The organism is Oceanicaulis sp. (assembly GCF_965284345.1).
GTDB lineage: Bacteria > Pseudomonadota > Alphaproteobacteria > Caulobacterales > Maricaulaceae > Oceanicaulis > Oceanicaulis alexandrii_A.
Map to the genome: position 1 here is coordinate 2,341,637 of NZ_OZ260073.1, position 25,400 is coordinate 2,367,036.

Consider the following 25,400-nt stretch of genomic DNA (forward strand, 5'->3'; position numbering starts at 1 on the left):
CGGATTCGCTCTGTTCTGATCACAGACACGCCTGCAGTAGATCCCGGCTCAAGGCCGGGATAACAATTGTGAAGCTGATTCCTCAGCGTGATAGGGCCTAAAGCCGGTCCAGCATCGCGCGGATGGCGTCGAGCTGGCTGGCGCCGAGCTTCATCGAGCGCTCCGCCGACCAGCCATAGATCTCGTCGGGCGTGATCGCGCTGTCCTTGAAGGGCATTTCCAGCGTCATGGCGAGGCAGTTGAAATGATGGCGCATCCAGTGCGTGGCGATCGACAGGTCCGCTTCGCCCGGCGCATCCACGTCATAGCCGAATTCGGTCTGGAAATCGGGGTTGAAGCGCTCGAGCTCTGATTTGTAGCCGTCGAGCTTTGTCTGATCGCTCTGCGTCCAGCCTGGAACGCCTTCAGCGCCCGCGATGAAGTTATAGGGCAGGCCCTCATCGCCATGCATGTCGAGGAAGAAATCGACGCCGGACTGCTCCATGGCGTCGAGCACGCATTTGACTTCAGGGGAGTTCTCGGCGCTCGCCTTGTCCCATTCGCGGTTAAGGTTCACGCCCTTGGCGTTCGTGCGTAGATGACCGCGGAACGAGCCGTCCGGGTTCATGTTCGGCACGATGTGGAAGACAGCCCTTGAGAAAAGATCGCGCGCCACCGGGTCATTGTCATCGAGCAGGCGCTCGAGAAGCCCTTCCGCCGCCCATTCCGCCATGCTTTCGCCGGGGTGCTGGCGCGCGGTGATCCACAGCGTCTTCTTGCCGTCGCCCGGCTCGCCCACGATCAGGCGGTCAATGTCGCGACCGTCCAGCGTTTCGCCGATCACGTCGAGCGTTACCCGTGGATCGGCCTGGCAGGCGGCGATCAGGGCGTCATGACGGGCCATGGAATAGGGCGCGAAATACGCGATCCAGACGGCGTCCGCATCGGGGGTGAGGGAGAGGGTCAGCGCGCCGTCGGCATAAGATGTCTCGATCCGCTCCCAATGCTCGCGGTCTTCGGACGCCACCGCCTGATACCCGTCCCAGCCGTCGAGATACGCTGCGCCGCCAGCATTCTCGATCACCATGCGGCAGGTCTGGCCCTTCGCGCCGGACAGGCGGAAATGGAACCATTGATAGAAGTCCGAGCCCTGGTCCTTTCGGATCTCAAGGCGAATGTCCTTGAGATCGGAAGCGGACTTCACAATGATATTGCCCGAATCAAACTGGCTGGAGATGCGCATGGCGAACCTCTTTCTGGGGAAGATGTGAAAAGGGCGGCTCTGCGCCGCCCTCAAGGATCAGTATGCGCGTTCCACAACGAACTCGGGCAGGGCGGCCAGCGCCTCTGTCCACTCATTGCGAGGCGCGACGTTCAGCGCGTTGACCGCGTTCGCAGCGTGAGCGCGGGCGGCCTCCAGCGTGGCGTCAAGCGCGCCATGCTTTGTCAGAATGGCGAGCGCTTGATCAAAATCAGCATCTGACTGGTCGCCATCGCTGATCACCCGTTTCCAGAAGGCGCGTTCGGTGTCGTCCGCCGCTTCCAGCGCCAGCGCCACGGGCAGGGTGATCTTGCCTTCGCGGAAATCATCGCCGGTGTTTTTGCCCAGCTCTGCGGCCATGCCGCCATAATCAAGCGCGTCGTCCACCAGCTGAAACGCCAGGCCCAGCTCGCGGCCATAGGTCTCCAGCCCGTCCTCAACCGCCTTGTCAGAACCGTGAAGGATCGGCGCCACCTGGGCGGCGGCCGAGAACAGCGCCGCGGTCTTGGCGTCGATAATGCTCATATATTCAGCGCGGGTGATGTCGATATTGCGCACGGCGGCCAATTGGCGCACCTCGCCTTCGGCGATCACGGACGCGGCGCGGCTCAGCACATGAAGCGCATCCATCGAGCCCGCATCCACCATCATCATGAAGGAGCGTGCGAACAGGAAATCTCCGACCAGAACCGAATGGGCGTTGCCCCAGACGGCGTTGGCGGGCGCCTTGCCGCGGCGAAGCTCACTTTCATCCACCACGTCGTCATGCAGCAGCGTCGCAGAGTGGATGTATTCCACCGCCGCCGCCAGCGACACATGGCCCGCGCCCTCATAGCCCAGCATGCGGGCTGCGGTGACGGTGATCAGCGGCCGGATGCGCTTGCCGCCCGCGGCGACCAGATAGTCGGCGGTTTGCGGGATCGAATGGGTGGCGCTGGCCATACGTTCTTCGATCACGGCCTCAACAGCGGCCATGTCATCGCTGGCGAGCGTCGCCAGCCGGATCACCGGATTGACCGGTTCTGCCGGAATATCTGCCTGAGGGAGTCCGTTCACCCCGAGCCCCTTGATGTTCTCGTTCAGCGCGCCGCACAATAGGTGGCGCCCCATGACGCGGCAAGCACATGACGCTGTGCGAACGCATTGGATGGTTCATTATGCCTCAACACCATATAGGGCGGAGACCTAAATGATCGAAGTGCTGGCGACAAACGATCCTGTGAAACTGAGCTTCGCCCAGGCGATTCTCAAAGAGGCGGGGATCGAGGCGGTGACGCTGGATGAGCAGACCTCCTCGACCTTTGGCGGGGCGCTGCCCTGGATCAAGCGGCGGATTCTGGTCCGTGAGCAGGACGCGGATCGCGCCAAGTCCATGCTGATTGATGCGCTCAAGGACGATGCGGAACAGTGACCCGAGCGCCGGACGCCTTTCTGGGCGGCAAGATCAACCTGCACCAGCTTGAAGACGGCTATCGCGCCGGCATGGACGCAGCGGTGCTGGCGGCGGCGCTGGGGCTGAAGCCGGGCCAGCGCGCGCTGGAATTTGGATGCGGCGCGGGCGCAGCGCTGTTGAGCGCGGCTTCGCTTTATCCAGAGGCGCACCTGACCGGGATCGAGCGGGATCCTGAAGCGGCCGCTCTGGCGCAGAGCAATATCGTGCTGAACGGATTTGAAGACCGGGTCGCGGTGACCGAGGGCGATGCCTTGAGCGTCAAGGCCGCGCGGGAGCTGGACGCGGTGTTCTTCAATCCGCCCTTCTTTGATGACCCCACCGCTTTGCGGGCGCCCAAGAGCGGCAAAGCGCCCGCCTGGATGTCGGACGCCGGGCTTGAGGCCTGGATGGAGGCGGGGCTCAAACGCCTCAAATCGGGCGGGGTGATCACCGTGATCCAGCGCGCTGACCGGCTCGATGACCTGCTTCTCGCACTGAAAGGGCGGGCGGGCGCGGTCGTCATCCTGCCTATTCAACCGCGAGCCGGCGAGCCCGCCAAGCGCGTGCTGGTGCAGGCGATCAAGACCGGCAAGGGGCCGCTTGAGCTTCGACCGCCTTTGACCCTGCATGAGGCGGGCGGATCGAGCTTCACGCCTGAGGCTGACGCGATCTTCCGAGGTGAGCGCCGCCTTGCCTTGCGCCGCTAAAGCCCCCAACTGTTCTCCATCTGGTTGGAGAGACAAAGAATGTCAGCAAAAGACACCCTGATGACGGCCTGGGCGAAGGCGCAAAAGACCATCCGCCAACTTCTGGGACAGGACACGCCGCTGGTGCCGGTGATCCGGTTGGAAGGCATGATCCTGTCAGGCGGGCGTAACGCCAACGCCCTGAACCTGCAGCGGGTGGAAAAGCAGATCGAGCGCGCCTTCTCGATCAAGGACGCGCCCGCGGTCGCCTTGCTGATCAATTCGCCCGGCGGCAGCCCGGTCCAGTCGCGCCTGATCCATGAGCGCATCCGTGCGCTGGCGGTGGAGAAGGACAAGCCGGTCCTCGCCTTCTGTGAAGATGTGGCGGCGTCGGGCGGGTATTTCCTGGCGGTGGCGGGCGATGAGATCTTTGTGGATCCCGCCACCATCATCGGCTCGATCGGGGTGATCAACGCCAGTTTCGGTTTCACGGAAGCCATGGAAAAGCTGGGCGTCGAGCGCCGGGTGAAGACCGCCGGCAAAAGCAAGCTGATGGCCGATCCGTTCTCGCCTGAAACCGAGCAGCAGACACAGCGCATGGAGCGCCTGCTTGAAACCGTGCATGGCCAGTTCATCGCGCTGGTGAAAGCGCGCCGCGGCGAGACGCTGAAACCGAAAAAGGGCGAAGAGCTGTTTGACGGCTCGGTCTTTACCGGAACCGAGGCGATCGAAAACGGCATCGCCGATGAGATCGGCGATCTGCGCAGCGTGCTGAAATTGCGCTATGGCAAGGAGACGCGCACAAAAGTCTTCACCCCCGCCAGCCAGGGCCCGCTCAGTCGCCTGTTCGGCGTGGCGCTCGACGGCGTGGAACTGCGCGCCGCCTGGGCGCGCTTCGGGCTCTAGCCATGATGGAGATTACGCTTCTACTGGCGGCGGGCGCGGTGGTGGCCTTCATCTTCCTCACCAAACCCGCCAAAACCCGCCGCGACAAGACCGCGGACGCGGCGGCGGAAGCGGTGCGCCGCAAGCTGGAACGCGACGGGCGGGAGTAGGGCCATAGCCCAATCCCTCTCCCCTTTTTGAGGGGAGAGGTTAGGTGAGGGGTGAGCGGCGTTTCATCCCTCTCATGTCTCATAGATTGAGATGCACCCCCTCACCCGGCCTCTCCCCCTTGGTCAAGGGGGAGAGGGGAAGCGTTTGGCGCGTTTGAGAGCGATGGCGGTCCCTAGGATTTGATCGCCCAGCATGTCCGGCGCTTCAAAGATCTGCGTGTTCCAGAACCGCAGGACATGCCAGCCCTGGCTTTCCAGCCAATCCGTTCTGCTTTGGTCACGCAGCTGATGAGCGGGACGATTATGCTGGCCGCCATCGAGCTCGATGATCAGACCAATTTCGGGGCAGGCGAAATCGGCCACATATGGGCCGACCGGATGTTGGCGGCGAAACTTTAGTCCCTCTGGCCGTTGCCTGAGGAGGGACCAGAGCGTGCGCTCTGCTATTGTCATGTCGCGGCGCAATCGACGTGCAGTCGCAATGGGTTTCTTGCCAGCCATGTGCGCACTTTATCGGGAAAAGAGGACAACCTGGAAGCCGCGCCAACCCAATCCCTCTCCCCTTTTTGAGGGGAGAGGTTAGGTGAGGGGTGAGCGGCGTTTCATCCGGCTCAGGCCTCACAGATTGAACCGCACCCCCTCACCCGGCCTCTCCCCCTTGATCAAGGGGGAGAGGGGTAGCGTTGCGGCGTCTCGTCCCAACCGCCCCTCTTGCTTGATCGGGGGCGCTGGCGGGCCTAGTGTCGCGCGCGATTTCAAGTCTGGGGGCTTGCGCCCCTGTCCCTGACCTTTTGACGACCGGACCCGCTGCGCGATGACCGCTTCCAAAGCCCCCAGTTTTCAGGATCTGATCCTGACCCTTCAACGCTATTGGGCGGATCAGGGCTGCGCCATTTTGCAGCCCTATGACAGTGAAGTGGGCGCGGGCACGCTGCACCCGGCGACGACGCTGCGATCCTTGGGCGCCAAGCCCTGGCGCGCGGCCTATGTGCAGCCTTCGCGCCGTCCGGCGGATGGCCGCTATGGCGAGAACCCCAACCGCTTGCAGCATTATTACCAGTTTCAGGTCCTCTTGAAGCCGAGCCCGGCCAATCTGCAAGAATTGTATCTGGGCTCGCTCGACGCCATCGGCATCGACCGCAAGCTGCATGATGTGCGCTTTGTGGAAGATGACTGGGAGAACCCCACCGTGGGCGCCTGGGGGCTGGGCTGGGAAGTCTGGTGCGACGGCATGGAAGTCAGCCAGTTCACCTATTTCCAGCAGGTCGGCGGCATGGATGTGGAGCTGGTCTCCGGCGAGCTCACCTATGGGCTCGAACGCCTCGCCATGTATGTGCAGGGCGTCGAAAACGTCTACGACCTCGATTTCAACGGCGCCGGCATGAGCTATGGCGACGTGTTTCTGGAGAACGAGCGCCAGCAATCGGCCTTCAATTTCGAGCATGCCGATGTGGACATGCTGATCAAATGGTTCGGCGACGCAGAAACCCAGTGTCAGGCCCTGCTGGCGCTGGACACCCCGCTGCCGCTGCCCGCCTATGACTGGTGCCTGAAGGCGTCGCATCTGTTCAATCTGGTGGATGCGCGCGGGGCGATTTCGGTGGCTGAGCGCGCCAGCTGGATCGCGCGGGTGCGCGAACTGGCCAAAGGCTGCGCCAATGCCTGGGTCCAGCTTGAGAAACTACGCGAGGAGGCCGCGGCATGACCGTGCATCTGTACTACAACCCGCAATCGCGGGCCGTGATGACCCGCTGGCTCCTGGAAGAGCTGGGCGTCTCCTATGATCTGAAAATGGTCGATTACGAGGACGGCTCCATGCGGTCGGACGCCTTCATGGCGCTCAATCCGATGGGCAAGATCCCGGTGATCGTCGATGACGAGACCGTGGTCACCGAAACCGTCGCCATCGCGCTCTATCTGGCGGACAAGTACAAGGACAACGCCGATCTGGCGCCGGGAATTGATGACCCGCGCCGCGGCGAATATCTGCGCTGGATCGTGTTTCAGGCGGCCTCCATCGAGCCGGCCATGTATCAGGCGGGCATGAAGTTTGAAACCAATCAACGCTCGGCGGGTTGGGGCAATGTCCAGCTGGTGGCGAAAGTGCTCGAAGATCGCCTGTCGCTGGCGAACCCGTATCTGTTCGGCGACTGGTTCACGGCCGCCGACCTGATCGTAGGTGGGGCGGTGAACTGGGCGATCCAGTTCGACATGTTCCCGAAGACCCCGGCGCTGACCGCCTACGCACAGCGGATCACCGAACGGCCCGCCTTCCAGCGCGCCTTCGCTGACATGCCGTCCTGATTTAGATTTTTCGAGTACCGCATCTCCCCATGGCCCAGTTTCTGTTTGAAATTTTCTGCGAGGAAATCCCCGCGCGCATGCAGGCGCGTGCCGAGGACGACCTTAAACGCCTGATGTCTGAGCGCCTGAAAGAGGTGGGCCTCGATTGGGACAGCCTTGAGGCTTTCTCCGGTCCGCGCCGTCTGGGTCTGGTGATCGAAGGCCTGCCGCTCAAAACCGCTGACGTGCGCGAAGAGCGTAAGGGCCCGCGCACCGATGCGCCGGAAAAAGCGCTTGAAGGCTTCATGCGCGGCGCCGGGATCACGAGCCTTGATCAATGCAAGATCGAAGAGGGCAAGAAGGGCAGCTTCTATATCGCCGTCATCGAAAAACCGGGACGCGAAACCGCCCAAGTGATTTCAGACGCCGTGCCGGAGATCATCAAGTCTTTCCCCTGGCCCAAATCCATGAAGTTTGGCGAAGGCGACAAGGCGCAACGCTGGGTGCGTCCGCTGCGCTCTCTGATCTGTCTTCTGGACGGTGAGGTGATCGACACGGAAGTGTTCGGCATCCAATCGGGCAAGACCACAGACGGCCACCGCGTGCACGGCTCAGGCCCGTTCGACGTGTCTGACTTTGCCGATTACGAGTCCAAGCTGCTCGCAAACGGCGTGATCCTGCGCCGCGAAGAACGCAAGCAATTGGTGCTCGAGGGCGCCCGCCGCGTCTGTGAAGACGCGGGGCTCGAGCTGATGGAGGATCAGGGGCTCTTGGAAGAAGTGACGGGGCTCGTGGAGCATCCCGCGCCGATCCTTGGGGATATGGACCCGGACTTCCTGGACCTGCCGCCTGAAGTCATCGCCTTGACCATGAAGACGCACCAGAAATATTTCGCGGTGCGCGACCCCAAGACCGGTGAACTGACCTCTAAATTCGTGGTGCTAGCCAATCAGGACGCGCCCGATGGCGGTAAAGCCATCGCGGCGGGCAATGCCCGCGTGCTGTCCGCCCGCCTGTCAGACGCCCGCCATTTCTGGGATCTTGATCGCAAGACCGGGCTTGAGGCGATGGCGCCTGAGCTGTCCAAGGTCACTTTCCACGAAAAGCTCGGGACGGTGGCGGACAAGGTCGAACGCGTCGCCAAGCTGGCGCGCGAGCTGGCGCCGGTGGTGGGCGCCAATGCGGACATGGCCGAAAAGGCCGCGCGTCTGGCGAAAGCCGATCTTGTCAGCCAGATGGTCTATGAATTTCCCGAGCTTCAGGGCGCGATGGGCCGCTATTACGCGCTCGACGCCGGCCTTGATCCCCAGATCGCCGACGCCATCAAGGACCATTACAAGCCGCAAGGCCCGTCAGACGCCGTGCCGACCGCGCCGGTAAGCGCCGCTGTCGCATTGGCGGACAAGCTCGATACGCTGGTGGGCTTCTGGGCGATTGATGAAAAACCGACCGGCTCCAAAGACCCGTTCGCCTTGCGCCGCGCCGCGCTGGGGGTGATCCGGATTTTGCAGGCGCTGGATGCTCGTCATGGAATTCATTCCATCACGGTAAAGGCTTTGCCTAGAGTTCGTGTCGCGATTGCCTTGGTGCAGCGTCTAAAGGTTCAAGAACTCGCTATAGATCAGCATGAAAAACTTGTGCTGTCTGAAAAAGAAGCAAATTCTTTATTGTCGCTGAACGTGAGCAATTGGGATGAAGCTATTGAGAGTGCGGTTTCGCCGGAAGCTCTACAAGCGGCATTTGACCTATCTCTCGATATCCTCGCCTTTTTCGCCGACCGTTTGAAAGTCCACCTCAAGGATGAGGGCGTGAAATATGACGTCATAGACGCCGTGTTCGCGCTGGGTGATGACGATCTGATGCGCGTCACCAAGAAAGCCCGCGCGCTGCAGGCCTTCATGAATTCAGACGATGGTCAGGCGCTGCTGCAGGGCTATCGCCGGGCGGCGAACATTCTGGCGGCGGAAGAGAAGAAGGGCTTCGATCTGGCCTCGGCTCGCGCTGAAGCCGTTGCGGCGTCAGACGTGGATAATGACGCCGCCCTGATGATCGCCATCGCCAAGACGGCAGAGGCGGCTGAAGAGCGCGCTTTGATCGCGGCCATTGAAGGCGCGGACGAAGTGGCCTCGGTTGCTCTGGATGCGGAAGACTTTGAAGGCGCCATGTCGGCGCTGTCGCAGCTGCGCGAACCGGTCGACGCCTTCTTCGAGGCGGTTGTCGTAAATGACAAAGACGATATGGTGCGTCGCAATAGATTGTTGCTGTTGTCGCGGATTCGCGCGGCGGCCGATCAAGTGGCGGATTTCTCACGGTTGGAAGGGTAGGCGCGGGGGCGTCTGCTCTTTTCTCCGTTTTGACGATCAGGAAGGTGAGCCCCATGACCAAGTGGGTCTATGCATTCGGCGGCGGTTCTGCAGATGGCGACCGCGAGGATCGCAATCTTCTGGGCGGCAAGGGCGCGAACCTGGCGGAAATGGCCAAGCTCGGCCTGCCGGTGCCTCCGGGCTTTACGCTCACGACGGCGGTCTGCACCGCCTTCTATGAGAACGACCGCAGCTATCCGTCTGATCTCAATGACCAGGTGGAGGACGCGCTGGCGGCGCTGGAAACCAAGGTCGGCAAGACCTTTGGCGATCCGTCCAACCCGCTGTTGGTGTCTGTGCGCTCGGGCGCCCGCGCCTCCATGCCGGGCATGATGGATACGGTTTTGAACCTCGGCCTCAATGACGAGACGGCTGAGGGCCTCGCCAAGCTTTCGGGCGATCGCCGCTTTGCGCTCGACAGCTATCGCCGCTTCATCACCATGTATTCCGATGTGGTGCTGGGCGTGCCGCACGCGACCTTTGAAGAGATCCTTGAGACCTTCAAGGAAGAGCGCGACTATTCGCTGGACACCGAAATTTCCGCTGAAGAGTGGGAAGAGGTGATCGTCGAGTACAAGGCCGCCGTGAAGCGCGCGCTTGATTTTCCATTCCCCACCGATCCGCGCGACCAGCTCTGGGGCGCGATCGGGGCGGTGTTCGGCTCGTGGATGAATGACCGCGCCAACACCTATCGCCGCATGTACGACATCCCCTCCAGCTGGGGCACGGCGGTCAATATCCAGGCCATGGTGTTCGGCAATATGGGCGATACGTCGGCCACCGGCGTGGCCTTCACCCGCGATCCGTCGACGGGCGAAAAAGGCTATTACGGCGAGTTTCTGATCAATGCGCAGGGCGAGGACGTGGTGGCGGGCATCCGCACCCCGCAATGCTTGACCGAATCCATGCGCATCAAGATGAATGATCATCTGCCGTCCATGGAAACGGCCATGCCGGACGTGTTCGCCCAGCTGACCGAGGTCTTCGACAATCTCGAAAACCATTACCGCGACATGCAGGACATCGAGTTCACCGTCGAGCAGGGCCGTCTGTGGATGCTGCAGACCCGCAACGGCAAGCGCACCACCAAGGCCGCGCTGAAAATCGCTGTGGACATGGTGGCTGAAAAGCTGATCACCGAAGACGAGGCCGTGCTACGCGTCGACCCGACCCAGCTTGACCAGCTGCTGCACCCCACCATCGATGAGAGCTATACCCGCGACGTGCTGGCCAAGGGCCTGCCCGCCAGCCCGGGCGCGGCGTCCGGCGCTGTGGTGTTTGACGCAGACGAAGCGGAAACCCGCGCCGCCCAGGGCGAAAAAGTCATCCTGGTGCGCGTGGAGACCAGCCCTGAAGACATTCACGGCATGCATGCGGCGCAAGCCATCGTCACGGCGCGTGGCGGCATGACCAGTCACGCGGCTGTTGTGGCGCGCGGCATGGGCCGGCCTTGCGTGTCCGGCGCGGGCGAAATCCGCATCGACACCGAAGCGTTGACCTTCACCACCCGCGGCCGGGTGATCAAGGATGGCGATATCGTCACCGTGGACGGCGCCACCGGTGAAGTGCTGATGGGCGAAGCCCCGATGATCAAGCCGGAAATGACCGGCGATTTCGCGGCGTTGATGGAATGGGCGGACAAGGCGCGCCGCATGACAGTGCGCACCAACGCCGAAACCCCCGCCGATGTTCAGACCGCCAAGGAATTCGGCGCTGAAGGCATCGGCCTGTGCCGCACCGAGCACATGTTCTTTGATGCGGATCGCATCGCCGCCGTGCGTGAGATGATCCTGGCGGAAGACCAGATGGGCCGGGTGGCCGCACTGGCGAAAATCCTGCCCATGCAGCGCGACGACTTCGCAGAGATCTTCCGCATCATGGAAGATCGCCCGTGCACAATCCGCCTGCTGGATCCGCCGCTCCATGAATTCCTGCCGCACACCGAAGAGGATGTGCATGCGGTCGCTGAAGCCACCGGCCTGCCGGTGGAAGGGCTGTGGCAGCGCGCCAAGGATTTGTCAGAATCCAACCCCATGCTGGGCCATCGCGGCTGCCGTCTGGGCATCACCTTCCCTGAGATCTACGAGATGCAGGCGCGCGCGATCTTCGAAGCGCAGGCTCTGGTGGAGAAGGAAACCGGCGTCAAACCGGTCGCTGAAGTGATGATCCCGCTCGTCGCCACCGCGAAAGAGCTCGAAATCCTCAAAGTGCGCGTCGAAGCCGTCGCGGATGACGTGGATCGCGAAACCGGCGTGAAGCCGAAATACCTGATCGGCACCATGATCGAACTGCCGCGCGCCGCTTTGCGCGCCGGCGATATCGCCGCCCACGCCGAGTTCTTCTCTTTTGGCACCAATGATCTCACCCAGACCACATTCGGCCTGTCGCGCGACGACGCCGGCAAGTTCCTGGGCGATTATCTGGAAGCGGGCATTTTCGAGAAAGACCCGTTCGTTTCGCTTGATCAGGACGGGGTGGGCGATCTGGTCAAGATCGCCGTAGACCGCGGCCGCGCCGCCCGTCCCGGTTTGAAACTGGGGATTTGCGGCGAGCATGGCGGCGATCCCGCTTCGATCCATTTCTGCGAATCAGCTGGGCTCGATTATGTGTCCTGCTCGCCCTATCGCGTGCCGATCGCGCGTCTGGCGGCGGCGCAGGCGGCGCTGAAAGCCCAGGCCTGAACCGGCGCTTAAGTCATTGCCGAATAATGCCGGGTCCGTCTTTTCTCTTGAAGGGGCGGACCCTTGCCTTATTTCAGACATGGCCGATCTGTATTGACCCCGGCTTCGTCCAGGCCCACCACTCTTAGCATGTGGGCAACCAAGTCCGATGCGATGGTCTTGTTCTTGCGGGGGACGAGACGCTTGATAGATGGCGCCGGCCCTGGAGTATGACAGTTTGACGCTTTCGACACTTCTGCTTCGCGCGAAAAGCGCTCTGGCCGGGATCGGCATGATTGCGGCCTTCGTCGTGATCGCGGCTGGTGTCAGCTTGGCGCCCGAGCGCGCCCAGCAGCAGGATCAAGCGGGCGAATTGCGCGAACTGGCGCTTGAGTTCCTCGACTTTGAGCAATCGCGCGCGCCGCAACTGGATGATGTCCCGTTCAGCTTTGCGTCGTTTGAAATTGGTACCGACGATGAGCAGGGCGCCGTGCTGGTCCAGCGTGCGATTGAACGCGTCAGCGCCTTTGATCTCAATGATCTGGACGCCGCCCGCAACGCAGCGCGTGAGCGCCGCTGCCTGGCCGAGGCGATCTATTACGAAGCGCGCAGTGAAACCCTGGCCGGGCAGATGGCCGTGGCCGAAGTGGTGATCAATCGCAGTCGCCACCGCGCTTACCCCAACACGATTTGCGGCGTGGTTTATCAAGGCGCTGAGCGCCGGACCGGCTGCCAGTTCACCTTCACCTGCGATGGCTCGATGGGGTCAGCGCCCTATGGTCGGGGTTGGGATCGCGCGCAGAATGTGGCGGACCACGCGCTGATGGGCTTCGCCCGTCCGGTCACCAACCGCGCCACCCATTATCACACCACCGCCGTGGACCCGCACTGGAATGATTCCCTGGTGCGCACCCGGCGGATCGGCTCGCACATCTTCTATCGCTTCCCCAACCGGTCTGAGCGCCGCTTGCTGGCGGAACGCGAAGCGTAAGCGCGCTGGCGCCTGCTCGCGCTACGTCCTAAAGTCGCTCCGATTAAGTCGTGTGGGGCGAGTATGCGGCATCCCGAATCTCTGGCGCCGATAGAGCGCTTTCTCGGTCAGATCGGCTTGCCGCTCACACGCGCTCAGCTTGCCTCAGACAGCTTCCTGCCCGGCGTGGCGGTGCGTCAGGGCGCGCTTGAGATTGACCCCGATCAGCTCGGCTCTCCAGGCGATATCCTGCATGAGGCGGGGCATCTTGCGGTGACGCCAGCCCGGCTTCGCGGCCGGGTGGACGGCGATATCGACGCCTGCGCTGCAGCGTTGATCGACGATCCCGACCTTAAAGTGTCTGAGGTGGAGGCCAATATTCTCCGCCGCACGGAAGCTTTGGCCATCGCCTGGTCCTATGCCGCTGCGCTTGAAGCGGGCGTGTCGCCGGAGTGCGTGTTCTGGGAACAAGGTTATGGCGGCCAGCATGGCGGATCGCCGCAGCTGGTCATGATGCAGGTGGCGCAAGGCCTGTTTCCGGGGGTTCTGGGATTGGCGCAGTCAGGGTTCTGCGCCGCCCCGCCGCCCTTTGGCGATCCGTCTGAGCTTGCGCCGTTTCCGAAGATGCGGCGTTGGCTCGCGGCTTAACCCTCGTCCAGCCCCAGATCAAAATTGGGGGCGGAATGGGTGAGGGCGCCCACGCTGATCACATCCACGCCCGTGTCGGCGATGGCGTGAACCGTGTCGAGAGTGACGCCGCCGGACGCTTCCAAAATGGCGCGGCCATCGGTGAGCAGCACCGCGGCGCGCAGATCTTCGAGGCTGAAATTATCCAGCAGCACGCTTTCCGCGCCCGCTGAGAGCGCCTCTTCCAGCTGATCGAGCCGATCCACTTCGACCGCGACGCGGGTCATGTGCCCGGCGAAGGCGCGGGCGCGCTTGACCGCTTCTTCCACGCCGCCGCACACGGCCACATGGTTGTCCTTGATCAAGATGGCGTCGTCGAGCCCATAGCGATGAGAGGCGCCGCCGCCCGCGCGGACCGCCTGCAGCTCGACCGCGCGCAGGCCCGGCGTGGTTTTGCGGGTGTGGGCGATCACCGCGCCGGCGCCGGCGATGGCGGCGACATAGTGATGGGTGAGGGTGGCGATGCCGCTCATCCGGCCCAGAAAATTCAGCGCCGGGCGCTCTGCGGTCAGAATGCCTAAGGCCGGGCCGTCTACAATGGCGACCACATCACCGGGTTCCAGCGCGTCGCCATCATGCTTGCGCCAGGTGACCGAAACCTCCGGGTCCACCAGATCAAAACTGGCGTCGGCGGGTTGCTGGCCGGCCAGCACGCCCTGGGCGCGGCTCTTGATGACGAAATTGGCGTTCTTGTCGGCTGGAATGGTCGCGAGCGAAGTGATATCGCCGCGCCCGCCCAGATCTTCATCGAGCGCGCGGGTGACAAGCGCGTGGATCAAATGGCGCGGCAGGCGAGGGATCATGGCTCAGGCGGCTCCGGCTTTGCAGGGTTTCAGGCTCGCATTGGATATATCATCTACGCGCAGGCGCGTGGGTTGGGCGAGGCCATGGCGCGCGGGGAAGTCCGTGCGGGAATGCCCGCCGCGGCTTTCTTCGCGTTGGAGCGCGCCCACGGCCAGAAACCGCGCCGCGATCAGGGCGGGCGCAGGTCCGTGTTCAGCCTGCAGCGCGTCAATCAGGCTGAGAAGCTGGTTCAGCCCCGCGCCGGTGCGGATCACGCCCGCTTGGGCGCTGATAGCGGCGCGCAGGGTCTGCAGCGCGTCATTGGGCAGTTCAGGCGGGGCTTCAGCGACACCCGCTGACATCGCTCGTGCTGGCGCGCGCGTGATGGCTCTCGCGGCGCGATGGCCGAACACCAGCCCGTCCAGAAGCGAGTTGGACGCCAGACGGTTTGCGCCGTGAACGCCGGTGCAGGCGCATTCGCCCACCGCCCACAGGCCGGGAACGCCGGTAGAACCGTCCAGATCGGTCTCGATCCCGCCCATATGATAGTGCGCGGCCGGGGCGACGGGGATCGGGTCTGTGCGCGGATCTATGCCGCCACTCATGCAGGCTTTGAACACAGCCGGGAAATGGTCGGGGAAGGCGGCGCCGATCGCCTCGCGCGCATCAAGGAACGCGCCCTTGCCGGACAGATTCTGCGCGTGAACGGCGCGGGCGACCACGTCGCGCGGCGCCAGCTCCGCCAGCTCATGCACGTCCGGCATGAAGCGATGGCCGGATCGGTCGACCAGAATGGCGCCGTCGCCGCGCAAGGCTTCGGTGGCGAGGGGCGCGGGATCGCGACCAATATCAATGGCGGTGGGGTGAAACTGGACAAATTCGGGATCGCGGATCACTGCGCCCAGCTCCGCCGCCATCACCATGGCCTGACCCTGGCTGGTCCAGGGCGTGGTGGTGACCGCATAGAGCCCGCCAATGGAGCCGGTGGCGAGGACGGTGTGCTGAGCTTCAAGCCGGTGAAGCGCGCCGTCCGGATCACGCGCCAGCACGCCGGCGCAGCCATCCTTGAGGTCGGGCAGCAAGCCTTCAGCGCGCCAACCGTCCTTGATCTCGATATGGTCGGCCGCGCGCACGGCCTCGATCAGGGTTTGAAGGATGCCCGCCCCCGCCTGATCGCCTTTCATCCGGGCGACCCGCGCCACGCTGTGCGCGGCTTCGCGCGACAGCGCCCAGCCGCCGTCTTCAGTCCTTTCGAATCCCGCGCCCAGCTCATAAAGCGCGCGCACTTCGCTGGCGCCCGCGCTCGCCAGCACCATGGCGGCGGCGTCATCCACCAGCCCGGCGCCTGCCAGAACGGTGTCCTGGGCGTGGAGCGCTGCGCTATCGTCCGGCCCCAGCGCCGCCGCCACCCCGCCCTGCGCCCAGCCGGTTGAAGAGCCGTGCCCCAGCGGCGCACCGGTCAGCAGCACCACAGGCTGGGGCGCGGCCTTCAAAGCCGTCCACAACCCGGCGATCCCGGCACCGACTATGAGGAGGGGGTGGGTCAAAGCATCACCACAGAAGAAAACGCCCGCCGGAGCGGGCGCTTGTCAGGATCAGATCGCCACGTAAGGCACGGCGACCGCGGCTTTGCCGGTGTCAAAGCTCGGCGGGTTTTCGGCTTTGGGCAGGTCCAGCATGGCTTGCAGGCTGGCCTTGGCTTTCTCCGCGATCAGCGGGTCCACCTCGACCTCGTGCTTCATGTCGCGCAGCGCTTCATAGATGTTTGTCAGGCTGATGCGCTTCATGTGCGGGCACAGATTGCACGGCTTGATGAACTGAACGCCGGGGTTCTCGACAGAGACATTGTCGCTCATCGAACACTCGGTGATCAGGATCGCCTTTTTCGGCGATTTCTCTTTCACATAATTGGCCATCGCCCCGGTGGAGCCGGCGAAATCGGCGGCGGCCATCACTTCGGGCGGGCATTCGGGATGGGTGATGATCACCGCATCGGGGTGCGCGTCGCGCAGATCCTGAATGTCTTCCGGCGTGAACTGCTCGTGCACTTCACACTCGCCCTGCCAGGTGAGGATCTTGATGCCGGTCTGGGCGGCGACATTTTTGGCCAGATACTGGTCGGGGATCATGATGACCGTATCGGTGTTCCATTGCTGGGCCACCGCTTCGACCACCTGAACGGCGTTCGAGCTGGTGCAGCAAATGTCTGAATACGCCTTCACCTCAGCCGACGTGTTCACATAGGTGACGATCGGATAGTCAGGGTAAGCGCTCTTGATCGCCTGCACGTCCGCGCCGGTGATGGAGCTGGCGAGCGAGCAGCCCGCTTCCATGTCGGGGATCAGCACAGTCTTGTTGGGCGACAGGATCTTGGCGGTCTCGGCCATGAAATGGACGCCGGCCTGCAAGATCACGTCTTCTTCCGCTTCGGCGGCGACCTGAGCGAGTTTCAGGGAATCGCCGGTGATGTCGCCCACGCAGTTGAAGATTTCCGGCGTCATGTAGTTGTGCGCCAGGATGGTCGCGCCGCGCAGCACTTTGAGCTGGTTGATGGCGTCAATCAGCGGCGCGAAAGCCGGCCATTCCATCGGAGTGACCACGTCTTTCACGCGGGCGTACAGATGATCGGTGCGCGCCTTGACGACGTCGTCATAGACCAGCGCGCTCGCCTCGGGCCAAATGCGTTCGGATGCGTCAGTCCCGGTCTCGGTCCAGCTCATTCCGTCCATGGTCATCTCCCTTGAGCCCCGCTTATGTGCAGACTTATGCTCGATATGAGCATTTCCGGGGCCTTAAACGACGGCGATCACGGTGAGTGTCGCCGACCTTTTGCTCTCTATGAGCCTAAGTGGGACCTTATATACGCCGATGAAAGGGGGGAGCAAGTTGAAACTTCTCTGACGGGGCCGCTGATCACCGTATGGTGAACGCTCAGATAAGCCTTAGCTCTCTTTCGCCCGCGGAATGCTCAGGCCGAGCGCAGCGCCGGCGGTCATGTTTTCACGCGCGAACCGATAAAGCTCGGCGGGGCGGCCGCCGGTCTGGCTTTCCACCCGGCCTGTACCGGCGACAAACCCCGCACGATCAAGCGCGCGGCGGAAATTTTGTTTGTGCAGCGGAAAGCCGGAGACCGATTCCACCACACGCTGCAGATCAGACAGGGTGAAGCTGTCGCTCATCAACTCGAACACCACGGGTCGATATTTGATCTTGCCGCGCAGGCGGCTCAGCGCGGTGGCGAGGATGCGGCGATGGTCGGACGCCATGGCGACGCCCATGCCGTCCGGCGCGGTGTTCGCCTCGCCGCGATCGCGCCCGGCCTCGGCGACCAGCCCGGCTTCATATAAAAGCTCATAGCGATCGAGCGCCCGTTCTTCGTTCCATAAGGCGCCATCAAGGCCAAAGGTGACGCGCACCCGGTCAAACCGCGCGGCGCGGCGGCCCGGCGCGGCGGCTTCATCGCACCAGGAGCGCAGGGCGGGCTCGATCACTTGCGTGAGGATGGTTGGGCGACCGCAGCGATGATCTTCCCAAGGGAAAAACCGCGTCCAGCTGTCCCAATGCGCATCGGTGTTGTTAAGGGGCCGAGCGTCGGGCGTCAGGCCGAGATACCCCACCGACAGAACCCGCGCATCCTGCGCCCCGGCCAAAGCCGCCAGCGGCGCCTCGCGGCCGCGATCTCCGAACGTATAGAGCTGTTCCACATAACCCAGCTCGAACCCGGTCTGGCCACGCACCCATTCACGCAGGCCGATTTCAAACGTGCGGTGGGCGCTGGGATCGAACGGACCGAAGGGCAAAGCGGGCTCGCCCCCCTCCAGGCTTTCGGTGACCAGCACTTTCAGCTCGCCTTCCGACGCCGCGAAAATCACTGCGTTCAGGCCCACGACCAGCGGCTGGATGGCGGTGTTGAGGTCGGGTTTCATCGCCCCAGCTCCTGCTCGGTCGCAGCGTGCAGCGCGGCGAAGCGCTCAAGGAACAGGATTTGCGCCTGTTTCACCGGCAGGGGATCAATCTCGATTTTGGAGCCTGCGGGCGGGCGGCCAAACAGTTTGCGGCCTTCTTCCACAGAGAAGCCCGCGATCTGGACCGCTTCGTGATAGGCGCAGATCCGGTCCGCGCGTTTGATCGTGGTCTTGATGGATTTGGGCAGCTCAGGCGGCAGGCCGTAACGCATGTGGATCGCCCCTTCCAGCCGGGCTTCAAACGCCTTGTAGTCATAGCCCAAAGCGGCCTTAAAGGGCGAGATCATATCGCCGATCACATACTCCGCCGCGTCGTGCAGCAGGGCGGCGAGGCGCCATTTCGCCGGCCAGTCCGGCTCCAGCACGCCGCATAAATGCTCGACGACAACCGAATGCTCAGCCACGGAAAACGCGTGATCGCCCATGGTCTGGCCGTTCCAGCGCGCCACACGGGCGAGGCCCTGAGCGATATCGTCGATCTCCACGTCAAAAGGCGAGGGGTCCAGAAGGTCCAGCCGCCGCCCCGACAGCATGCGCTGCCAGGCTCTGACGGGCTTGTCGGCTGCGGGTGTGCTGCTTGAGTGTCCTGACCGCGCCACTTTGTCCCGCTCCTTACCGCTTGCAACTGGTTTCCGTCCTAGCGTGAAACAGCGTAAGTTCAAGCTAAGCTGCTGAACACGGGCGGCGTCATGACGATGTGGGAGGATTATATGAAGCCCGAACGTATTCTGGTCGCCCTTCAAGGCTCTGACAGCGACGCGACTTCGCTGAAGGCCGCTTGCGAGCTTGCGCCCTTGTTCGACGCCGACATTCGCGGCCTGTTCGTCGAGCCTGATCCCGCCGCCTACATGCTGTGGACCGGCCCGGGCGCTGCGGGCGCCTCTGTCGTCTCCTCCGCCATCGACACTGTGCGCGAAGAAGCCGCCAAGGCCTCTGTGGAAGCGCAACGCCAGTTTGATGAGGCGATCACCGCCCACGAACTGAAAGACGCCAGCTTCAAGCGTATCATCGACAGCCCGTCCGAAGCCGCCGAACAGGCGCGCCTGGTGCGTTTGCTGGTGACCTGCCCGCGCGCGGCGGCGGGAAAGGGATCGCTGGCGGACTTCACCGCTGCCTGCCTGGTTGAAGAAGGCTGCCCGATCTACGTGCCGCGCGGCGGCGCGATCCCGCCCAAATCCATTTGCATCGCCTGGGACGGCTCCAAGGAAGCGGCGCGCGCTGCGTTCGCGGCGGCGCCCCTGTTCAAGGAAGGGATGGAGGTGACCATCCTGCATAGTGCGCGCAATCTGGACTATCATGACCGCGCCGCATCCGCGCCCAACCGTCTGTCCCATTGGCTGACGGCGCGCGGCGTTGAGGCTGAATCGCGAGAGATCGACGGCAAGAGCGGCCTCGGGGACGGCTTGCTGGAAGCGGCGGCCAAAGCCGACTTGCTGGTGGCGGGCGCCTATGGGCATTCGCGGATCGCACAATTCATGTTTGGCGGCGTCACCCGGCAATTGCTGACGGCGGAGGACGGTCCGTCCTTGCTGATGGCGCACTGACCTTCTCAGAAAAAGACGAAACTGGAGACTGTGATGGCTTTAACCCGTCTGACCCTGCGGCTGAGCCGCAACCCGGACGCCGGATTTCCCGAAGGCGATGATTCACAAGGTTATGTGATCACCGCCCCGCTGAACAAGGACGGCAAGCTCGACGCCGATCTGTGGCGTGCTCACAAGAAAGCCTGCACGGTGATCCGCTTCTCTCCCGATGACGCGGACAAGGCGGATGGCTGGCTGACCCATCGCGGCTCAAACTGGTTCTTCCATTATGATGAAGACCATGAAGGCCCCGATGAGCCTGTCTACAAGCTGGGCGATCACACTTTGCGACTGGGTGATTATGTCACCATCCACGAAGCGGATGGCGACGATCTGGTCCACAAGATCACTGAAGCGACGCAGGTGAACGGCTAGCCCGTTCTCCACCTGCTGAGAGCAAACCCCGGCGCTGCAGACGCCGGGGTTTTTCATGGGCGTGTGACGTCGAGGGCTGCTGCTCGAAATTGGGGCAAGAGCGCTCACAAATTGAGCGCACATAATCTGCTGCACCGCAAAAACAGGTTGAGGCGCTGACAGCGGCGCGCACTCCGGCGCAGGCTTTGTCCGTGCAATCGGGCGAAGAGGAGCGCGAGTATGGACCAGGTTGAGTTCTCAGGCGGCGATGTGGCGTGGATTCTCACCGCGTGCGCGCTGGTGCTGATGATGACCTTGCCGGGGCTGGCGCTGTTTTATGGCGGCATGGTGCGCCGACAGAACGTGCTCTCCACCCTGATGCAGTCGCTGGGCGCGGCGATGGTGGTCTCGCTCGTCTGGGTGATTGCGGGCTATTCCTTCGCGTTCTCCGGCGACGGCGCCCTGTTTGGCGGCTTCGACAAGGTGTTCCTGAACGGGCTGACCCTCGACAGCGAAGCGGCGGGCCTGCCCGAAGCGGTCTTCATCCTGTTCCAGATGACCTTTGCGATCATCACCGTGGCGATTATCGCCGGCGGCGCTGCGGAACGTCTGACGTTCAAGGCGTGGATGGTGTTCGCGCCGATCTGGCTGCTGGTGGTCTATGCGCCGATCGCGCATTGGGTTTGGGGCGAGGGGTTTTTGTATGACGCAGGCGTTCTGGATTTCGCGGGAGGGGCCGTGGTCCATATCAACGCCGGTGTAGCGGGTCTGGTGCTGGCGCTTAAGCTGGGCCCGCGGCGCGGCTGGCCCAAAGAGGGTCAGCCGCCCCATAATCTGGTGCTGACGGTGATCGGCGCCGGCCTTTTGTGGGTGGGCTGGTTCGGCTTTAACGGCGGCTCCGCGCTGGGCGCGAACGCTCTCGCCGCTCATGCCGCTCTGGTGACCCAGATCGCCGCCGCGGCCGCGGCGTTGACCTGGGCGCTGATGGAATGGATCCTGCGCGGCAAACCCTCGGTTCTGGGCGCGGCGTCAGGCGCGATCGCCGGCCTTGTGGGCATCACGCCCGCCGCTGGGTTTGTCGAACCTTACGCGGCTTTCCTGATCGGAGTTCTGACAGCGGGCGTCGCCTATTGGGGCGTCACCGGGCTGAAGAAACTCGGCAAGTATGACGACAGCCTGGACGCCTTCGGGCTGCATGGCGTGGGCGGGCTTGCGGGAGCCATCCTGACCGGCGTCTTCGCCAGCTCCGCGATCGGGGGCACGCCGGGCGCGGTGGAAGGCAATGTCATGCTGGTCTTCACCCAGACCTGGGGGGCGCTGGCCGCGGCCGCCTGGTGCGGCATCGCCACTTTCGTCATCCTGTGGCTGATGGAACGGGTGATGAAGCTGCGCGTTGAGGAAGAAGACGAGGTGACCGGCCTTGATGTGGCGCTGCATGGGGAGAGCGCCTGACACGAATTTCAGCCTGTACGCGCGATAGCGCTCGCAGACTGATCCGACTATCCTCCCTGACTGGTCCCGCTTCAGCCTTGCGCCAAAGCGGGACTTTTTTTGTCAGATCATCAAAAGCGTGCGGACAAAGGCGGTCAGCGCCTTCACCGAGGTCGTTTCTTCATTGGAATGATAGTTATAGGTGGGCAGCTGCAAGGTGGCGCCGGCATAGACGCCCTGGCTGTCAGCCGTGATCTTGCCCAGCTCGGTCAGGCCCATGGATTTGAGCGGCAGCTCGCGCCGGGCGCGGGCGTCGTTTTCGCGCGTGATGAAGCTGTCCTTGAAGATCATCGGCGCGCCGGCCCGGCTGGCGGCGTTTTCAAGCCGTGAGATCGTCGCGTCATGAAAGCTCGCCGTGGCGTCGCGGCGGCGCAGAATGATCGCGCCCGCCATCGCAGCGGCGCCGTCATCAAACGGCGAGGTGTCGCAGACGATCAGGTCTTTGGTGGGCGGCAAACCGCCCGCGCTGGCCCAGTCCAGGAAATGGGTGGCGGAACGGCCGATCTCTTCCTCGGCGGTGACGATGATCGTCCCGTTGAGACCGAACTCTGCGGCGATGCGCAGGGCGGCGAGGGAGACGGGATTATCAAGTTGCCCGGCCACAAAACCGGACTTGTTGGGCGTCACGTCCCGCGCCAATGCGACGGGCGTGCCGCCGGGCAGGGGCGGCAGGCCGATGATGTCCAGCACCAGGCGCTCCTGCGTGTCCAGGTGCGCGCCCGTGATCACGCCATAGGCCAGGCGACCGCCGGTCTTGCGGTCATAGGCGAAGACCTCCTCGCCCTCATAGCGCTTGGAGACGATGTCCGTGAAGCTTTCGCTGGCTTTGGCGCCATCAGAATATTTGGTGTTTTTCACGGCGTGGGCGGCGTAGATCGCCGCGCCGTCTTCGGCGATCACAGCGCCATGACGGTCCGCATGCGCCAGATAGGCGGGGCCGGGCTCGCCCAGCTTGATCACGCACAGATTTTGCGGTCGCTCGACCGTGCAGCCCAGGGCGGTGAAATCACGCGCCAGATGATCGAGAAACGGCGTTTCGTGCCCAACGACCGAAGGGAAGTCGAGATATTCGTGTGTCTTCGCGAGAACGCGGGCGAACAGCGTAGTATCGGCGGGAAGGTTCACTTCAGAGCCGCTCCACAAAGACCGTGCCGGCGGAATACCCGGCGCCGAACGAACAGATCACGCCCTTCTGACCCGCGTCGAAATCGCCAGAATGCTTGTGGAAGGCGATGATGGAGCCCGCCGAGGAGGTGTTGGCGTATTCGTCGAGAATAGTGGGCGCGTCTTCGCCGCCTGCTTCGCGGCCGAACACCTTCTTGGCTATCATCAAATTCATGTTGATATTGGCCTGGTGCAGCCAGACCCGGCGCATATCATCCGCTTCCAAGCCCAGCTCGCCCATATGGGTGCGGATCATGTCCGAGACCATCGGCACGACTTCCTTGAAGACCTTGCGGCCTTCCTGAATGAAGAGCTTATCGTCTTTGGGGGCCAGCAGGTCTTCGCGGGCCGCGTCGCCTGTGGCGCGTTCCGTGCGGTTCAGGAAGCCGAAATTATTGCGGATATTGTTGGAGAACTTGGTCTTCAGCTTGGTACCCAGAATGCGCCAGCCGCCGTTCCCGAGGTCTTCCCGCTCCAGCAGAATTGCGGTCGCCACATCGCCGAAAATGAAATGGCTGTCGCGATCACACCAGTTCAGGTGCGCAGAGCAGATTTCCGGGTTCACCACCAGAATGGCGCGCGCATGGCCCGCTGCGATCTGGTCGGCGGCGGTCTGGATGCCGAAGGTGGCCGACGAACAAGCGACATTCATGTCAAAGCCGAAGCCGTCTTCAATGCCCAGCGCGTCCTGGATCTCAACGGCGACGGCGGGATAGCCGCGCTGCAGGTTGGAGGCGGCGACGATCACCCCATCCACATCAGCGGCGGATTTGCCGGCCCGCTCCAGCGCGTTCTGGCAGGCCTTGACGCCGATCTCAGCCAGGATGGAGATTTCGGTGTTGGCGCGCGCAGGAATGAAGGGCTTCATCCGGCGGGTGTCCAGCACGCCCTCCTTGTCGATGACAAAGCGCGACTTGATGCCCGACGCTTTTTCCACAAACCCGGCAGAGGATGGCGAGAGGGGTTCGGTCAGGCCCGCTTCGATATCGGACGCATGCTCTTCATTGTATTGCGCGACGTAAGCGTTGAAGCTCTTCACCAGCTCTTCATTCGAGATGGAGTTGTCTGGCGTCCACAAGCCAGTGGAACGAATTACGGCCGCGGTCATGAAGTGCTCCGACGCAAGATTCTTAACTCAGAAGGTGCGCAACTTAGCCGCACGAACGGCTTAGCGCCAACTGCTTCCACGCAGCCGTTACGCTATTTTGTAACTGGCGGGTGACGGTGACAGGTCACCAGATGGTCGTTGACCATGCCCACCGCTTCCATGAAGGCGTAGACGATCACCGGTCCGACAAACTTAAAGCCCCGCTTTTTCAGATCTTTCGAGATGGTCTGGCTCAACTCGGTCTGGGTCGGAACCTCGGTCTGGGTCCTGAATCGGTTGAGTTGCGGGGCGCCGTCCATATAGCCCCACAGATAATCGGAAAAAGCTTCACCCCGTTCCGCCATCTCCAGATAGGCCTGAGCATTGCCGATGGCGGCGTTGATTTTCGAGCGTGAACGGATGATTCCGGGATTGCCGAGCAGGCGCTCCATATCCGCGTCGTCATAGCGGGCGATGCGTTCGGGATCGAAGCCATGAAACGCTTCGCGCAAGGTGTCGCGCTTGCGCAGAATGGTGATCCAGGCAAGCCCGGCCTGGAAACCGTCCAGGATGAGTTTCTCCCACAGCGCCCGCGAATCCCATTCCGGCACGCCCCATTCCGTGTCGTGATAGTGCGTGTACAGCGGATCGTTTCCGCACCAGGGGCAACGCTCGGTCATGGGTCGTCCTTCAGGATCAGGGCCAGGGCGGCGTGTCAGAGCGCGTCGAGATCGTCGATCACCTGCGCCGGCGCGCCACCCAGTGTCAGGGTTTCGCCGTTCGACAAGGCGTCCTTGAGCCGGTCCACCCGAACGCGGGCCAGCGCGCATGTCGGCGCCGCCGAGCTGACCGCGCCAAGCGCGATATCCCCCGCCTGAACCGGATCGCCGGGCTGGGCGTGTGAGTGTGTGGTCAGGCGCAGACTGCGTTTGCGCACGCCGCCCTTGCGATGCATGCGGCTGGCGACTTCCTGACCGACAAAACAGCCCTTCTTGTAATCAATGCCGCCCATCAGATCATGGTTCACATCGGTGGAGAAGACTTCGGCGGGGCCGAAATCGGCGCTCATCTCGGGCGCGCCCGCCTTGATGCGGGCGGCGTGATAGGCGTTCAGATCGCTGGCGGGTCCGCCCGCCGGCGCGATGGCGCGCCAGCCAATTGCGGGGTTTCTGGGGTCGGGGCTGGCGGCCAGCGCCACCGTGCGCAATTCCGCTTCGCCCATCCCGGAGGCGGCGATCACCGACAGATCGTCACGCAGGTCGAGCGCAGCGTCCGAGCGCAAGCGGTACAGGGTGAAGCGTTTGAGCAAAGCCTGCGCTTCGCTGGCGGGCAGGTCAAAATAGAGCTCGCCCTCGCCGTCATCAAAAATGATCAGGTCGGCCAGCAGCTTGCCTTGCGGGGTCAAAAGCGCGGACAGCATGGCGCGCTCAGGCGTCACGCCTTCCGGGCCATGGGTGATGACGCGCTGCAGGAAGCTGCGCGCGTCCGGACCGGTGATGGCGAGGACGGCGCGATGGGGCAGGGCGGTGAGATAGTTTTGGGTCATAGGCGCTAGATGGGGCTGAAGCGGCCCCGCAATCAAGAGGGCGCGCTTGAG

25 protein-coding genes are annotated in these 25,400 nt (G+C 63.2%); 13 read left to right on the forward strand and 12 right to left on the reverse strand.

Translation table 11 applies throughout. The features are described 5' to 3' along the window. Positions 1 to 97: 97 nt before the first annotated feature. Positions 98 to 1,222: a M14 family metallopeptidase gene (locus ACQ66J_RS11305; RefSeq protein ID WP_430431709.1), complete on the reverse strand. Its 1,125-nt coding sequence runs from the start codon at positions 1,220 to 1,222 to the stop codon at positions 98 to 100. Positions 1,223 to 1,279: 57 nt separating this feature from the next. After that, complete coding sequence (locus tag ACQ66J_RS11310) at positions 1,280 to 2,215, reverse strand: polyprenyl synthetase family protein (RefSeq protein WP_430432253.1); 936 nt, start codon at positions 2,213 to 2,215, stop codon at positions 1,280 to 1,282. 214 nt (positions 2,216 to 2,429) lie between these two features. Here ACQ66J_RS11310 and ACQ66J_RS11315 point away from each other — a divergent pair, with 214 nt between their 5' ends. Genes ACQ66J_RS11315 through ACQ66J_RS11330 form a run of 4 tightly spaced genes read left to right on the forward strand, consistent with a single transcriptional unit; the run spans position 2,430 to position 4,413 of the window. Next, entirely contained in the window at positions 2,430 to 2,651 is a 222-nt protein-coding gene (locus ACQ66J_RS11315; RefSeq protein ID WP_375549667.1) for a DUF2007 domain-containing protein, read from the forward strand. Then, positions 2,648 to 3,379, forward strand: coding sequence for a tRNA1(Val) (adenine(37)-N6)-methyltransferase (locus ACQ66J_RS11320; protein ID WP_430431710.1), 732 nt, complete (start codon positions 2,648 to 2,650; stop codon positions 3,377 to 3,379). The genes ACQ66J_RS11315 and ACQ66J_RS11320 overlap by 4 nt, the downstream gene beginning before the upstream one ends. A 39-nt stretch (positions 3,380 to 3,418) precedes the next feature. Continuing rightward, the gene (locus ACQ66J_RS11325) at positions 3,419 to 4,264 is read left to right on the forward strand and encodes a S49 family peptidase (RefSeq protein ID WP_430431711.1); all 846 of its coding nucleotides are present in this window, start codon (positions 3,419 to 3,421) and stop codon (positions 4,262 to 4,264) included. A 2-nt stretch (positions 4,265 to 4,266) separates the two neighbouring features. Beyond that, a complete protein-coding gene (locus ACQ66J_RS11330; protein ID WP_430431712.1) occupies positions 4,267 to 4,413 on the forward strand; it encodes a hypothetical protein in 147 nt (48 codons plus the stop codon). 123 nt (positions 4,414 to 4,536) lie between these two features. On the opposite strand, the gene ACQ66J_RS11335 is transcribed toward ACQ66J_RS11330, so the two are convergent. Next, positions 4,537 to 4,914 (reverse strand): endonuclease domain-containing protein, encoded by a 378-nt coding sequence (locus ACQ66J_RS11335; protein ID WP_430431713.1) that lies wholly within the window; start codon positions 4,912 to 4,914, stop codon positions 4,537 to 4,539. 313 nt (positions 4,915 to 5,227) lie between these two features. On the opposite strand from ACQ66J_RS11335, the gene ACQ66J_RS11340 reads away from it, so the two are divergent. The 6 genes from ACQ66J_RS11340 (at position 5,228) to ACQ66J_RS11365 (ending at position 13,337) form a co-directional block, all read left to right on the forward strand. After that, positions 5,228 to 6,118 carry a glycine--tRNA ligase subunit alpha gene (locus ACQ66J_RS11340; RefSeq protein ID WP_430431714.1) on the forward strand — a complete coding sequence of 297 codons (891 nt, stop codon included), beginning with the start codon at positions 5,228 to 5,230 and terminating at the stop codon, positions 6,116 to 6,118. Next, positions 6,115 to 6,717 carry a glutathione S-transferase family protein gene (locus ACQ66J_RS11345; RefSeq protein WP_430431715.1) on the forward strand — a complete coding sequence of 201 codons (603 nt, stop codon included), beginning with the start codon at positions 6,115 to 6,117 and terminating at the stop codon, positions 6,715 to 6,717. Before ACQ66J_RS11340 ends, ACQ66J_RS11345 begins: the two co-directional genes overlap by 4 nt. A 29-nt stretch (positions 6,718 to 6,746) precedes the next feature. Further along, positions 6,747 to 9,020 (forward strand): glycine--tRNA ligase subunit beta, encoded by a 2,274-nt coding sequence (gene glyS, locus ACQ66J_RS11350; protein ID WP_430431716.1) that lies wholly within the window; start codon positions 6,747 to 6,749, stop codon positions 9,018 to 9,020. Between the two features lie 53 nt (positions 9,021 to 9,073). Beyond that, the gene (ppdK, locus tag ACQ66J_RS11355; RefSeq protein WP_375549660.1) at positions 9,074 to 11,740 is read left to right on the forward strand and encodes a pyruvate, phosphate dikinase; all 2,667 of its coding nucleotides are present in this window, start codon (positions 9,074 to 9,076) and stop codon (positions 11,738 to 11,740) included. A gap of 190 nt (positions 11,741 to 11,930) precedes the next feature. Beyond that, on the forward strand, positions 11,931 to 12,710 hold the full coding sequence (locus ACQ66J_RS11360) for a cell wall hydrolase (RefSeq protein ID WP_430431717.1): 780 nt from the start codon (positions 11,931 to 11,933) through the stop codon (positions 12,708 to 12,710). Between the two features lie 63 nt (positions 12,711 to 12,773). After that, positions 12,774 to 13,337, forward strand: a complete 564-nt coding sequence (locus tag ACQ66J_RS11365; protein WP_430431718.1) for a hypothetical protein — start codon at positions 12,774 to 12,776, stop codon at positions 13,335 to 13,337. On the opposite strand, the gene nadC is transcribed toward ACQ66J_RS11365, so the two are convergent. The 5 genes from nadC to ACQ66J_RS11390 form a co-directional block, all read right to left on the reverse strand. Beyond that, positions 13,334 to 14,179, reverse strand: coding sequence for a carboxylating nicotinate-nucleotide diphosphorylase (nadC, locus tag ACQ66J_RS11370; protein WP_430431719.1), 846 nt, complete (start codon positions 14,177 to 14,179; stop codon positions 13,334 to 13,336). The two genes, ACQ66J_RS11365 and nadC, sit on opposite strands and share 4 nt — an antisense overlap. A gap of 3 nt (positions 14,180 to 14,182) precedes the next feature. Continuing rightward, the gene (locus tag ACQ66J_RS11375; protein WP_430431720.1) at positions 14,183 to 15,706 is read right to left on the reverse strand and encodes an L-aspartate oxidase; all 1,524 of its coding nucleotides are present in this window, start codon (positions 15,704 to 15,706) and stop codon (positions 14,183 to 14,185) included. A 48-nt stretch (positions 15,707 to 15,754) separates the two neighbouring features. Beyond that, positions 15,755 to 16,888: a quinolinate synthase NadA gene (gene nadA / locus ACQ66J_RS11380; protein ID WP_430431721.1), complete on the reverse strand. Its 1,134-nt coding sequence runs from the start codon at positions 16,886 to 16,888 to the stop codon at positions 15,755 to 15,757. A gap of 213 nt (positions 16,889 to 17,101) precedes the next feature. Beyond that, positions 17,102 to 18,085: an NUDIX hydrolase gene (locus ACQ66J_RS11385; RefSeq protein ID WP_430431722.1), complete on the reverse strand. Its 984-nt coding sequence runs from the start codon at positions 18,083 to 18,085 to the stop codon at positions 17,102 to 17,104. Further along, positions 18,082 to 18,657: a YfbR-like 5'-deoxynucleotidase gene (locus ACQ66J_RS11390; RefSeq protein ID WP_430431723.1), complete on the reverse strand. Its 576-nt coding sequence runs from the start codon at positions 18,655 to 18,657 to the stop codon at positions 18,082 to 18,084. The genes ACQ66J_RS11385 and ACQ66J_RS11390 overlap by 4 nt, the downstream gene beginning before the upstream one ends. A gap of 177 nt (positions 18,658 to 18,834) precedes the next feature. Here ACQ66J_RS11390 and ACQ66J_RS11395 point away from each other — a divergent pair, with 177 nt between their 5' ends. The 3 genes from ACQ66J_RS11395 (at position 18,835) to ACQ66J_RS11405 (ending at position 21,513) form a co-directional block, all read left to right on the forward strand. Next, entirely contained in the window at positions 18,835 to 19,668 is an 834-nt protein-coding gene (locus ACQ66J_RS11395; protein WP_430431724.1) for a universal stress protein, read from the forward strand. A gap of 33 nt (positions 19,669 to 19,701) precedes the next feature. Next, entirely contained in the window at positions 19,702 to 20,082 is a 381-nt protein-coding gene (locus tag ACQ66J_RS11400; RefSeq protein WP_375549651.1) for a hypothetical protein, read from the forward strand. Between the two features lie 219 nt (positions 20,083 to 20,301). Beyond that, entirely contained in the window at positions 20,302 to 21,513 is a 1,212-nt protein-coding gene (locus ACQ66J_RS11405; protein WP_430431725.1) for an ammonium transporter, read from the forward strand. 102 nt (positions 21,514 to 21,615) lie between these two features. On the opposite strand, the gene ACQ66J_RS11410 is transcribed toward ACQ66J_RS11405, so the two are convergent. The 4 genes from ACQ66J_RS11410 to ACQ66J_RS11425 all read right to left on the reverse strand — a co-directional run bounded on the left by ACQ66J_RS11410 (position 21,616) and on the right by ACQ66J_RS11425 (position 25,349). After that, complete coding sequence (locus ACQ66J_RS11410; RefSeq protein WP_430431726.1) at positions 21,616 to 22,677, reverse strand: hypothetical protein; 1,062 nt, start codon at positions 22,675 to 22,677, stop codon at positions 21,616 to 21,618. 1 nt (position 22,678) lies between these two features. Further along, positions 22,679 to 23,824: a beta-ketoacyl-ACP synthase III gene (locus ACQ66J_RS11415; protein ID WP_430431727.1), complete on the reverse strand. Its 1,146-nt coding sequence runs from the start codon at positions 23,822 to 23,824 to the stop codon at positions 22,679 to 22,681. Positions 23,825 to 23,916: 92 nt separating this feature from the next. Next, a complete protein-coding gene (locus ACQ66J_RS11420; RefSeq protein ID WP_430431728.1) occupies positions 23,917 to 24,483 on the reverse strand; it encodes a DNA-3-methyladenine glycosylase I in 567 nt (188 codons plus the stop codon). 35 nt (positions 24,484 to 24,518) lie between these two features. Continuing rightward, entirely contained in the window at positions 24,519 to 25,349 is an 831-nt protein-coding gene (locus ACQ66J_RS11425; RefSeq protein ID WP_430431729.1) for a YgfZ/GcvT domain-containing protein, read from the reverse strand. Between the last annotated feature and the right edge of the window lie 51 nt (positions 25,350 to 25,400).

Excerpts from the sequence above, each read along its gene's own strand:
- nadC (WP_430431719.1), bottom strand. The coding sequence starts at position 14,179 with ATGATCCCTCGCCTGCCGCGCCATTTGATCCACGCGCTTGTCACCCGC.
- ACQ66J_RS11415 (WP_430431727.1), bottom strand. The coding sequence starts at position 23,824 with ATGACCGCGGCCGTAATTCGTTCCACTGGCTTGTGGACGCCAGACAAC.
- ACQ66J_RS11340 (WP_430431714.1), top strand. The coding sequence starts at position 5,228 with ATGACCGCTTCCAAAGCCCCCAGTTTTCAGGATCTGATCCTGACCCTT.
- ACQ66J_RS11315 (WP_375549667.1), top strand. The coding sequence starts at position 2,430 with ATGATCGAAGTGCTGGCGACAAACGATCCTGTGAAACTGAGCTTCGCC.
- ACQ66J_RS11310 (WP_430432253.1), bottom strand. The coding sequence starts at position 2,215 with ATGGCCGCTGTTGAGGCCGTGATCGAAGAACGTATGGCCAGCGCCACC.
- nadA (WP_430431721.1), bottom strand. The coding sequence starts at position 16,888 with ATGGACGGAATGAGCTGGACCGAGACCGGGACTGACGCATCCGAACGC.
- ACQ66J_RS11330 (WP_430431712.1), top strand. The coding sequence starts at position 4,267 with ATGATGGAGATTACGCTTCTACTGGCGGCGGGCGCGGTGGTGGCCTTC.
- ACQ66J_RS11345 (WP_430431715.1), top strand. The coding sequence starts at position 6,115 with ATGACCGTGCATCTGTACTACAACCCGCAATCGCGGGCCGTGATGACC.
- ACQ66J_RS11405 (WP_430431725.1), top strand. The coding sequence starts at position 20,302 with ATGGACCAGGTTGAGTTCTCAGGCGGCGATGTGGCGTGGATTCTCACC.
- ACQ66J_RS11360 (WP_430431717.1), top strand. The coding sequence starts at position 11,931 with ATGGCGCCGGCCCTGGAGTATGACAGTTTGACGCTTTCGACACTTCTG.
- glyS (WP_430431716.1), top strand. The coding sequence starts at position 6,747 with ATGGCCCAGTTTCTGTTTGAAATTTTCTGCGAGGAAATCCCCGCGCGC.
- ACQ66J_RS11325 (WP_430431711.1), top strand. The coding sequence starts at position 3,419 with ATGTCAGCAAAAGACACCCTGATGACGGCCTGGGCGAAGGCGCAAAAG.
- ACQ66J_RS11395 (WP_430431724.1), top strand. The coding sequence starts at position 18,835 with ATGAAGCCCGAACGTATTCTGGTCGCCCTTCAAGGCTCTGACAGCGAC.
- ACQ66J_RS11400 (WP_375549651.1), top strand. The coding sequence starts at position 19,702 with ATGGCTTTAACCCGTCTGACCCTGCGGCTGAGCCGCAACCCGGACGCC.
- ACQ66J_RS11420 (WP_430431728.1), bottom strand. The coding sequence starts at position 24,483 with ATGACCGAGCGTTGCCCCTGGTGCGGAAACGATCCGCTGTACACGCAC.
- ACQ66J_RS11365 (WP_430431718.1), top strand. The coding sequence starts at position 12,774 with ATGCGGCATCCCGAATCTCTGGCGCCGATAGAGCGCTTTCTCGGTCAG.
- ACQ66J_RS11385 (WP_430431722.1), bottom strand. The coding sequence starts at position 18,085 with ATGAAACCCGACCTCAACACCGCCATCCAGCCGCTGGTCGTGGGCCTG.
- ACQ66J_RS11390 (WP_430431723.1), bottom strand. The coding sequence starts at position 18,657 with ATGCTGTCGGGGCGGCGGCTGGACCTTCTGGACCCCTCGCCTTTTGAC.
- ACQ66J_RS11425 (WP_430431729.1), bottom strand. The coding sequence starts at position 25,349 with ATGACCCAAAACTATCTCACCGCCCTGCCCCATCGCGCCGTCCTCGCC.
- ACQ66J_RS11335 (WP_430431713.1), bottom strand. The coding sequence starts at position 4,914 with ATGGCTGGCAAGAAACCCATTGCGACTGCACGTCGATTGCGCCGCGAC.
- ACQ66J_RS11305 (WP_430431709.1), bottom strand. The coding sequence starts at position 1,222 with ATGCGCATCTCCAGCCAGTTTGATTCGGGCAATATCATTGTGAAGTCC.
- ppdK (WP_375549660.1), top strand. The coding sequence starts at position 9,074 with ATGACCAAGTGGGTCTATGCATTCGGCGGCGGTTCTGCAGATGGCGAC.